At 64.3% G+C, this 10,391-nt stretch carries 11 protein-coding genes; all 11 read left to right on the top strand.

Annotated features, from left to right (window positions below):
- Nucleotides 1–311 precede the first annotated feature (311 nt).
- A complete protein-coding gene (locus M3P27_13095) occupies nucleotides 312–1,256 on the top strand; it encodes an ABC transporter ATP-binding protein (GenBank protein ID MDP9269243.1) in 945 nt (314 codons plus the stop codon).
- Nucleotides 1,253–2,029 carry an ABC transporter permease gene (locus tag M3P27_13090; GenBank protein MDP9269242.1) on the top strand — a complete coding sequence of 259 codons (777 nt, stop codon included), beginning with the start codon at nucleotides 1,253–1,255 and terminating at the stop codon, nucleotides 2,027–2,029. The genes M3P27_13095 and M3P27_13090 overlap by 4 nt, the downstream gene beginning before the upstream one ends.
- 25 nt (nucleotides 2,030–2,054) lie before the next feature.
- Complete coding sequence (locus tag M3P27_13085) at nucleotides 2,055–2,975, top strand: hypothetical protein (protein MDP9269241.1); 921 nt, start codon at nucleotides 2,055–2,057, stop codon at nucleotides 2,973–2,975.
- 44 nt (nucleotides 2,976–3,019) lie between these two features.
- Complete coding sequence (locus M3P27_13080; protein MDP9269240.1) at nucleotides 3,020–3,688, top strand: outer membrane lipoprotein carrier protein LolA; 669 nt, start codon at nucleotides 3,020–3,022, stop codon at nucleotides 3,686–3,688.
- A gap of 176 nt (nucleotides 3,689–3,864) precedes the next feature.
- The gene (locus M3P27_13075; protein MDP9269239.1) at nucleotides 3,865–5,073 is read left to right on the top strand and encodes a type II secretion system F family protein; all 1,209 of its coding nucleotides are present in this window, start codon (nucleotides 3,865–3,867) and stop codon (nucleotides 5,071–5,073) included.
- A gap of 12 nt (nucleotides 5,074–5,085) precedes the next feature.
- Nucleotides 5,086–6,780, top strand: coding sequence for a GspE/PulE family protein (locus M3P27_13070; protein MDP9269238.1), 1,695 nt, complete (start codon nucleotides 5,086–5,088; stop codon nucleotides 6,778–6,780).
- Between the two features lie 45 nt (nucleotides 6,781–6,825).
- Nucleotides 6,826–7,722: a hypothetical protein gene (locus M3P27_13065; GenBank protein ID MDP9269237.1), complete on the top strand. Its 897-nt coding sequence runs from the start codon at nucleotides 6,826–6,828 to the stop codon at nucleotides 7,720–7,722.
- On the top strand, nucleotides 7,722–8,339 hold the full coding sequence (locus tag M3P27_13060; GenBank protein MDP9269236.1) for a PilN domain-containing protein: 618 nt from the start codon (nucleotides 7,722–7,724) through the stop codon (nucleotides 8,337–8,339). Before M3P27_13065 ends, M3P27_13060 begins: the two co-directional genes overlap by 1 nt.
- Nucleotides 8,339–8,899 carry a hypothetical protein gene (locus M3P27_13055; GenBank protein ID MDP9269235.1) on the top strand — a complete coding sequence of 187 codons (561 nt, stop codon included), beginning with the start codon at nucleotides 8,339–8,341 and terminating at the stop codon, nucleotides 8,897–8,899. Before M3P27_13060 ends, M3P27_13055 begins: the two co-directional genes overlap by 1 nt.
- A gap of 22 nt (nucleotides 8,900–8,921) precedes the next feature.
- Nucleotides 8,922–9,527 (top strand): hypothetical protein, encoded by a 606-nt coding sequence (locus M3P27_13050; GenBank protein MDP9269234.1) that lies wholly within the window; start codon nucleotides 8,922–8,924, stop codon nucleotides 9,525–9,527.
- Nucleotides 9,528–9,547: 20 nt separating this feature from the next.
- Nucleotides 9,548–10,391: hypothetical protein (locus M3P27_13045; GenBank protein MDP9269233.1), on the top strand; the 844-nt coding region annotated here is incomplete at its 3' end.

The raw sequence follows: 10,391 nt of genomic DNA, 5'->3' as shown, positions 1-10,391 counted from the left end.
CGGGTAACTCTTCCTTCTGCACCGATACCTCTGCGGTGATCTGGAAGGATGTAGCCACCCCGTCGAGCGGAGTTACCTGCTTAGCGACCAAGACACCGATCGGGTAAGCATGACCCTGGCGGAGGCGCAACCCCCTCCGCCGCAAGTGTGGCGAAGTACCTGGGGGAGGGTACGAGCCGGGGGAGTTCAGACGAAAGTCTGGCTCCCCTTTTATTTACTCCCGACAGAGTAGGCGAGGGGGATCCAGTACTTGCTTTTCGCCTCCGCCGTTTGCTTATAATCTCGCGACGCCGCACTGACCCTCAAAAACCATGCCAGCACTAGAGATCCTGGGACTAGAAAAAAGTTATCAGGTCGGCTTCCTGCGCAAGACCGAGAAGGTGGCGCTCAAACCCTTCCAACTTGCCGTGGAAGAGGGCGAGATATTCGGCTATCTGGGGCCGAACGGCGCCGGGAAGACGACTACGCTCAAGCTGCTGCTCGGGCTGGTGTTCCCCACCGCCGGCAGCGCGCGGCTGCTGGGGCGCGACTGGCGCGATGCAGACACCAAGGCCGACATCGGCTTCCTGCCGGAGCAGCCTTACTTCTATGACTACCTGACGGCGACCGAGCTGCTCGATTACTACGGACACCTTTCCGGTATGGACCACGCCGCGCGCCGCAAGCGTGTGCCCGAGGTGCTCGACCGCGTGGGCATGTCCGCGGCGGCGCACATCCAGCTGCGCAAGTTCTCGAAGGGCATGCTGCAACGTGTGGGTATCGCGCAGGCCATCGTCCATGATCCCAAACTGGTGATCCTGGATGAGCCCATGTCGGGTCTGGATCCGATGGGACGCCTGCAGGTGCGCGACCTCATCCAGTCGTTGAAGGACGAAGGCAAGACGGTCTTCTTCTCCACCCACATCCTCTCCGACGCGGAAACGCTTTGCGATCGCGTGGCGGTGCTGAACCAGGGTGAGTTGCGCGCCGTGGGCGTGGTAGCCGACCTCACCGCGGAGGTAGGCGGCAAGGTCGAAGTGGTCTGGCAGGGCACGAAAGCGGTGCCGGCCATCGCAGCGCTCGGTGGCGAGTGCCGCATGACGGCAAGCCTGGTGCGCGCCACCTTGCCGGAAGCACAGCTCGACGCCGCCATCGACGCGATTCGGCGGGCGCAGGAGCGATTGGTGTCGGTGACGCCGGTACGCGCCACGCTGGAAGATTATTTCCTCCAAAAGCTTGGCCAGCCGCCCGCGGACGCGACCGAGGCGCAACCATGATCGCGCGCATCCGGACGATCGCCGCCAACACCTTCCGCGAAGCGGTGCGCGATCGCGTGCTCTACAACCTGATCCTGTTTGCGCTGCTGATGGCCGGCGCGTCCGTGCTGGTGGGGCAGATCTCCATCGACATCGAGCGGCAGGTGGTGATCAACCTCGGACTCACCGCCGTCTCGCTCTTCGGTGTGGTCATCGCCATCTTCATCGGCATCGCGCTGGTGTCGAAAGAGATCGAAAGGCGCACGCTCTATACCGTGCTGGCGCGGCCGGTGCGGCGCTGGGAGTTCATCGTCGGCAAATTCTGCGGACTGGTCGTCACCCTGGTGGTGAACACCTGCTTCATGTCCATCGGCGTCTTCCTCGCGCTGCTCTACGTAGCGCACGGACTGGAGCGTGGCGACCTTTCCGTGGTGGTGGCCCTCTACTTCATCATCCTGCAGTTCGTGGTGGTGACCGCGCTGGCGCTGCTGTTCAGCTCGTTCTCTTCCCCGCTGCTCTCCGCGGTGCTGGCGTTCGCGCTCTTCGTGGTGGGGACCTTCGCGGAAGACCTGCGCGGGTTCGCCGCCATGTCGCACGGCGCCACGCGTACCTTGGCTACCATCGCCGCCTACCTGATGCCAAACTTCGCCGCGCTGAACGTGATCGGGCAAGCCGCGCACGCGCAGCCGATCCCTGGCAACCTCATCCTGTACAACACGGTCTACGCACTGCTCTATGCTCTGGCGGCGGTCGCCGGCGCGGTGCTGATCTTTGAGCGGCGGAATCTGAAATGAGCTCTCCTCGGAACGGTACTCGCGCATGAACAGCAGCAGAGTGACCACCGTCTTTGCCGTGCTGCTGGCCGCCTGCCTCGCCGGCCAGGCGCTGGTGGTGCATCACCTGGATGCATTGCGCCCGGCGGCAACGCTCGAAGAGGTGCTCTACATCCCGTCGGCGAAGGTGGTGAAGCGTCTCAGCCTGGGCTACACCGGCCTGCTCGCCGACATCTACTGGACGCGCGCGGTGCAATACTTCGGCAAGAAGCATCGCCTTGAATCCACGCGTTACGATTTACTCTATCCCCTGCTCGACATCACCACCACGCTCGATCCGCACCTCACGCCCGCGTACCTGTTCGGCGCGACGTTCATGGCGCAGGCTCCGCCGCACGGCGCCGGCGATCCCGACAAGGCCATCGCCCTGCTTGAGAAAGGCATCGCGGCGGATCCCAACGACTGGCATCTCTACTTTCAGCTCGCGTTCGTCTACTACCTGGAGAAGAAGGATTACGCCGCTGCCGGCCGCGCGCTGCAACGCGCCGCCGAGATGCCGAACGGGAATCCTCAGCTGCGGGCCATTGCGGGTACCATGCTGCAATTCGGTGGCGAGCTGGAGACGTCGCGGCGGTTGTGGACCATCGTCTACGAGAACGAGAAGCAGGCGCAGATAAAGAAGAACGCTGCCGCGCATCTCGCCGCCATACAAAGCGACGAAGTGGTCATCGCGCTCGAGCGGGCCGTCGCGCGCTTCCGCAAAGACCGCGGCCGCGCGCCGCAGAGCTGGAACGAGCTGTACGCAGCCGGGTACATCCCCGGCGTCCCCGTCGACCCGCTTGGCTACCCGTATAAGCTGGAGGATGGCCGCGTCCAGCTGGCGTACCCCGAGAAAGTCCCGTTCATCACCAAAGGCCTGTATGAAGGGCAACAGCCATCCATTGGCCCCCAAGGCCCCGTCCAATAGAGCAGCATCTCAGGATCAGTACGTACCCCGTGGTCGAGGTCTAAGTGCGCAAGCTTTGTGTGGCGACGTTCGCGACCTTCCTGCTCAGCGCTGTCTGCGTCGCCGCGGAACGTTCCGTGTCCGATGTAGCCAAGGCGGTCGACGACCACTACAACCGGCTGCAGGCCTTCTCCGCCGATTTCAGTGAGCTCTATCACGGCGCCGGCAGCACGCGCGCCGAGAGTGGCAAGCTGTGGCTGAAAAAGCCGGGGAAGATGCGCTGGGAGTATCAGCAGCCGCGGGAGAAACTCTTCGTCACCGACGGTTCCACCGCGTACTTCTACGTCCCCGGCGACCAGCAGGCACGGCGGGCGCCGGTAAAAAAGCTGGACGACCTGCGCTCGCCGCTGCGCTATCTCCTCGGCAAAACGAAGTTGCAGAAAGAGTTTGTGGGCCTCGACTTCGCCCCCAATGTCGCCCCGCTCGCGCCCGGAAACATCGTGCTGCGTGGACAGCCGAAGTCGATGGCCGACCGTGTGACCGGCGTGGTCCTCGAGATCGCGCCTGGTGATCGCAACCATATTGTCCGCATCATCGTGGAAGAGGTGGACGGCTCGACCACCGAATTCCGCTTCCGCAACATCATCGAGAACGCGGCGATCGAGGACGCGAAGTTCCGCTTCACTCCGCCGCCGGGCGTGCAGCTCATCGAATCCACCGAGGTCGCTCCCTGACTTTCGTCGCACCCTGACGTCGCCGCGGAAAAACCCGCTTCGGCCGCGGATTTAGAGGGCAAGAAGAGGCGCTTTCCGCGTCTTATGGATAGGGAGACAGGGAGATTGGGCGACAGGGCCGGGTGTGTGTGCGTGCCCGAAGCGGCGGAACCACGGTGTTAGACTGACTGTTTGCCATGCCGGAATTCCTCGTCAAAGTAGCGGACGATCGCGGGCAGGTCGCGCAGCACGTGGAGAACGCGCGCTCGCTGGAAGAGGCGCGTGAGCGTTACGTGCAACAGGGGCTGCTCGTCTACTCGGTGAAGCCGCGCGGCGTGCTCGCCGGCGGCGGACTGCGGCAGCAGCGCCGAGTGAAGATGGAACAGTTCGTCATCTTCAACCAGCAGTTCGTCACCCTGGTGCGCGCCGGATTGCCCATCCTGATGTCGCTCGAACTGCTCGCCAAGCGGCAGCGCGATCCGCGATTGAAGGCGTGGCTCGAGAACGTGCGCGACCGCGTCCGCGGTGGCGAAGTGCTCTCGCAGGCCTTCGAGGCGCAGGGCGTCTTCCCCCGCATCTACACCACCACGGTGCTGGCGGGCGAGCGCAGCGGCAACCTGGAAGAAGTACTGACGCGTTACATCGCCTTCGAGCGCATCTCGCTGGCCTTCAAGAAGAAGCTGAAAGCGTCGTTGATCTATCCCGCGCTGCTCTTCTTCCTGGTGTTCTGCATGCTCATCTATCTGATCACCTACGTGGTGCCGCAGTTCAACAAACTCTACGAAGGACTCAACGCCCAGCTGCCGCCCGTCACTGTATTCATGCTGGATATGGGTGTGGCGGCGCAGCACTACGGATTGATCGCGTTGCCCTTCCTGCTGATCGGCGCCTTCCTGCTGTGGCGCTGGACGCGCAGCGACTCCGGCGGCGAGTGGCTCGACCGCATGCGCTTGCGCGTTCCCTTGCTGGGCGACATCTGGCTGAAGTACCAGGTGGCCATGTTCGCGCGCATGATGTCTACGCTGCTGACTGGGGGGCTGCCGCTGGTCAACGCGCTGGAGACCTCGGCGAATTCGATGTCCAGCCGGCTGATCTCCGGTGGCATCCAGTTAGCCGCACATCGCGTGCGCGAAGGCATGGCACTCTCGCGCAGCATGGAAGAAGCGAAGGTGTTTCCCGAGCTGGCAGTCGAGATGACGGAAGTCGGCGAATCCACGGGCGCGCTGCCGCAGATGCTCAGCTCGGCGGCGGAGTTCTACGAGGAAGACGTGCAGACGGCGCTCTCCGCTTCGCTCTCGCTGATCGAGCCGGTCATCCTCATCTTCATGGGCGTGGTGGTGGCGTTCGTCCTTATATCCTTATATATGCCGATCTTCAGTCTGGGAGCGGCAGGACAACTGCACTGATACGGGAGTCGAATGGCTGACAAGAATATCTTTTTGAACGGTGGAAGCGGCGGGAAGCCTCCGCGGCCGCCGCGGGGGCTGGGAAAAGCCAACGGCGGAGACTCGCCGGACAATGAAGAACAGCGTGCTCGCGATCTCGCGCGCCGCTATCGCGCCGAGTTCGTGGACATGAAGGACCACCACATGGACCACGAGCTCTTCCGCTCGGTGCCGGTGGACCTGATGTTCCGCTACAACTTCATCCCGCTGGAACAGACTGCGGACGGCCGCCTGGTGATCGCCATCGCCGATCCCAGCCAGCTGATGATGATCGACGAGATCGGATTGCTGCTCGGCAAGCGCATCGTGACCAAGGTCGCCACGCTCTCGCAGATCGGCAACATCCTCAAGAAGACCGAGCAATCCCAGCGCGTGCTGCAGGAGGCCAGTGAGGGCTTCACCCTCGACGTGGTCAAAGAAGACGAGCTCACCGACGAGACCATCTCGATCGAGCGGCTCACCGCCGACGCCGACTCGCCCATCATCCGCCTGGTCGATACCACCATTTTCAGCGCGCTGCAGCGCCGCGCGAGCGATATCCACATCGAGACCAACGACGACTCGGTGGTCATCAAGTACCGCATCGACGGCGTACTGCAGCAGGCGATGGCGCCGATCGCGAAAGAGCACCACTCCACCATCATCTCGCGCGTGAAGGTGATGAGTGAACTCGATATCGCCGAGCGCCGCGTGCCGCAGGATGGTCGCTTCCGCGTGCGCTACGGCGTGCCCGCGCGCTCCATCGATTTCCGCGTCTCCATCATGCCGACCATCCACGGCGAGAACGCGGTGCTCCGCGTGCTCGACAAAGAGTCGATGAGCGAGAAGTTCAAGCACCTCACCCTCGACGTGGTCGGGTTCGATGAAGACGACCTCAAGCGCTTCCGCCGCTTCATCGCCGAACCGTACGGCATGGTGCTGGTGACCGGGCCCACCGGCTCGGGCAAGACGACCACGCTCTACGCCGCACTCAACGAGATCAAGACCGAGGAAGACAAGATCGTCACCATCGAAGATCCGGTCGAGTACCAGATCCGCGGCGTCACCCAGATCCCGGTCAACGAGAAGAAGGGCCTCACGTTTGCCCGCGGACTGCGCTCCATCCTGCGTCACGATCCCGACAAGATCATGGTAGGCGAGATCCGCGATACCGACACCGCGCAGATCGCCATCCAGTCGGCGCTTACCGGCCACCTGGTGTTCACCACCGTCCACGCCAACAACGTGGTCGACGTGATCGGACGCTTCCTCAACATGGGCGTGGAAGCCTATAACTTCGTGAGCGCGCTCAATTGCATCCTGGCGCAACGGCTGGTGCGCGTGATCTGCGATTCCTGCAAGCAGCAGATCCACTACACCGCGGAGCAGCTCGAGGCCAGCGGCCTCGAGCCGCCGGCTTGGAACAACGTGGCGTTCTACGAAGGAGAAGGGTGCATCGAGTGCGCCGGCACGGGATATCGCGGGCGGACGGCGATCCATGAGCTGCTCGACCTGAGCGACCGCGTGCGCGAGATGATCCTGGAGAAGAAACCGACCTCGGAGATACGGCGCGCGGCGGGCGAGGAAGGTATGCGCTTCCTGCGTGAGTCGGCGCTGGCTAAAGTGCGGGCAGGGATCACGACCCTGCGCGAGATCAACAAGGTCACTTTCATCGAGACCACGCGCTAGCTGCAAACGGAGCAATCGGGAATGGAGCACTTGGGGTAGGGACCAATGGGTTACGGACCAATGGGGTACGGACCAAAGATCGCTTGCGAGATCGCCGCCGACCGCGTGGTTGCGGCGCGCGTTGCCCAAGCGCAGCCCGTGGTGGAGGTGTTTTCCGTGCGTTCGCTGCCGCCGAGAGCGCTGGGACCCTCGCTCGCCGCCGGCAACGTGATGGACCGCGATGCGGTGCGCGCGGCGGTAAGCAACGCACTCGCCACCGTGGGCGGCGGCACCCGCGATGTGATCGCCATCCTGCCCGACGCCGCGGTGCGCGTGAACTTGCTCGAGTTCGACAAGCTGCCCGACCGCCATGAAGAAGCGGCGGCGCTCGTCCGCTTCCGCTTGCGCAAGGCACTGCCCTTCGACATGGAGCACGCGGCACTGTCGTTTGACGTGCGCAGCGGCAATGGCAGCAAGCACGTGGTGGCCGCCGTCGCACCCGCCGCCGTGGTCGCGGAATACGAATCGATATTCGCCGACGAAGGCTACAACGCGGGCATCGTGCTGCCCTCGGCCCTGGCGATGCTCGGCAACATCGAAGGCGAGCGCCCGGCGATGATCGTGAAGGTCGATGCCACCACCATCACGGTGGCCATCGTGGACCAGGGCGAGCTCCGCCTCATCCGCGTGCTCGAGAACGCTTCCGGCGCCGCCGTCACGGGCGAACAACTGGCCAGCGAGGTCTATCCTTCAGCCGTTTTTTTTGAAGACACATACCACGCGCGCGTGGAAAGCGTGTACGTGGCCGGGATCGTTCCGCTGCAACAGATCGCGCCCGCGCTCGAGGCGCATACCGAAGCCCGCGTCCATGAACTGGTGAGCGGGCGCCACGTGGAACCAGGTTCGGCAGATGCTGCCGCGCGCGGCGCGCTTGCCGCCGTGGTGGGAGCGTTGGTCGGCTGATGCGCTACCAGATCAATCTCGCGAGCCGTCCGTATATCGATGCGCGGCGCTTCTACACCAACTGGCTTGCCGGCCTCGGGGCGCTGTTCTTGCTCGCCGCATTGCTGGTGGGCCTCGCGCTGCACGCGCTCGTCGGCTCGCGCCAAGTGGCGGGCGAGGTGCGCAAGATCAAGGCTCAGATCGCCAAGCTCGACGAGCAGCGCGCGCGCGCGGAAGAAGTGATGAACCGGCCCGAGAATCGCGACGTCCGCGAGAGATCCAGGTTCCTGAATGGGACCATCGCACGCAAGGCCTTCTCCTGGACGCAGGTCTTCGAAGAGTTGGAGCGCGTGGTGCCGCCACGGGTGCACGTGCTCTCCATCCACCCCGAGGTGAAGAACGATCAGGTGCAGCTCGTGATGCGGGTAGCCGGCGACTCGCGCGCGAGCGTGGTCGAGCTGCTGCGCCGCATGGAAGGGTCGCAGAGTTTTCGCAATCCGCAACTGCGCGCTGAAGACGTGCGCCAGACATCGAATGGTGGCGCCCAGGTCGAATTCGAGATCTCGGCACAGTATGTGCCGCAGGTCTACGCGCCGAAAGTCGCGCCGCCGATTGCCGCGGCCCGGGGAGGCGATTGATGCGCGACTTTGAAGCCGTACGGCGCCGCTTCATCGCGCTCGGCATCGTGCTGACGGTGATCGCGCTGGCCGCGGGAATATTCCTGCTGACGCCCTTGGGAAAATCGCGCGCATATCTGCAGCAGGAATACAGCCGGCTGTTCGCCGAGAAGAACCGCAAGCAGGCGGAGAGCGGCTCGCTGGAGAATATCGACCAGAAGCTGGGGACGGCGCGGCAGCAGATTGACACCTTCTATCGCGACCGCCTGCCGCAGCAATATTCCGTCGTCACCGCGGAACTGGCCAAGCTGGCTTCGCAGAGCGGCGTGCGACTAGGGCAGGTGAAGTACGACGAGGATAGGGATCTCCCCGGGCCGGGCGTGCGGACGTTACACATCGCCGCGAGCGTCAACGGCAACTACGTGAACATCGCCAAGTTCATCAACGCGCTGGAGCGCGACCGCACGCTGTTCGTGCCCGCGAGCGTGGAGCTTGCCGAAGGTCAGGGCGGCGTCACCCTGCAGCTCAAACTCGATACCTACCTGCGCGAAAGCAGCGCCCGCGGGACCGGTGGTGCATGATGAACAGCGAAGCGAGCGGTGGATGATGAAAGTCGGCGCGGAAAACAAGAAGGTGCTGGTCGCGACGGTCGTGCTCGCCGTGATCGCCATCGCGCTCGCCATCCGCATGATCGTGCTCCTGAACGAGGGGCCGGCGGTGGCAGCGACGCCTACGGCGTCTTCCGGTCAAAGCGTCCAGACGGCGCCGCCGGCGCGACGTATCCCGCGCGCGGCGCAGGCGAAGCTGCCCCAGGCAGACTCGCTCGATCCCACGCTCAAGCTCGACTTGCTGCAGGCCAGCGAAGGGACGGAGTACAAGGGCACCGGTAGAAACATCTTCCAAGCCAAGGCCGAGGAGATCCCGCAGCCCATCGTGCCGCCGGGGCCGAAACCCCGGCCCCAGATGGTTTGCCCGGGCGATCCGCGGTGCCCGCCACCGCCCATCCCGCTGAAGTTCTATGGCTTTGCCAGCCGGCCGGGCGAGCCTAAAAAGATATTCCTCTCCTCCGCGGACGGGGACATCTTCATCGCCGCCGAGGGCGAGGTGGTGAACCGGCGCTACCGCGTGCTGCACATCGGCGTGAACTCGGTGGAGATCGAAGACGTGCTGCAGAACAACCGGCAGACCATCCCGCTAACGCAGGGATGATTGATGAATAACGACGAGAAATGAGAGTCGCGACCCGATTCCGCCGCCTGCCCAGCCCTGAGTCAGGCTACGTCCTGATGGTGATCCTGCTCATGCTGGCGCTGCTGATGATCGCGCTGGTGGCGATCGCGCCGCGCGAGGCGGCGCAGATCCGCCGCGACCGCGAAGAAGAGACCATCCACCGCGGAACGGAATACGCGCGCGCGGTGAAGCGTTTCTATCGCAAGGTGGGGCGCTATCCCACGCGCATCGAGGAGCTGGAGAGCACGAACAACATGCGCTTCCTGCGCAAGCGTTACACCGATCCCATGACCGGGCAGCCGTTCCGCGTGCTGCACTACGGCGAGCAGAAGAGCGTCCCCAAAGGCCTGTTCGGCGCGCCGATAGGCGTGGCCGGAAGCGCAGGCGCAGGTGGAGGCGGCCTCTCGGCGGGCGCCGGTGGCGGCTTGCCGGGCGCCATCATCGGTAACGCGATGGGCGGGAGCCCCCTGGGTGGAGGTCAGGCGAGTGGTGGTCAAACAGGCGGAGGCATGGGCGCACCGACATTCGGCGGGACTGCGCCCGGCAGCAGCGTTGCTGGGAGCGGTGGAACCACTGGCGGCACTGCCGGAACCCCGGCGAGCAGCATGGGTACGTTAGGCAGCGGCCCGACCTTCGGTGGCGCTCCCATCATTGGCGTCGCGGGCACGAAGGATCAAACGTCGCTCAAGACGTGGAATGACAAGACGAACTATCGCGATTGGGAGTTCTATTACGATCCGCGCTTCGATACGCAACCGCAACCACAGCTGGCGGTGCCGGGCGGAGTGGGCCAGCCGGGCAATCCGGCTGGCGGAACGAATCCGCCGGGGCAGGGGCCGAAGT

Source organism: Acidobacteriota bacterium (assembly GCA_030774055.1).
Classification (GTDB): domain Bacteria; phylum Acidobacteriota; class Terriglobia; order Terriglobales; family Acidobacteriaceae; genus JACPNR01.
This window is presented reverse-complemented; position numbering and strand designations above follow the sequence as displayed.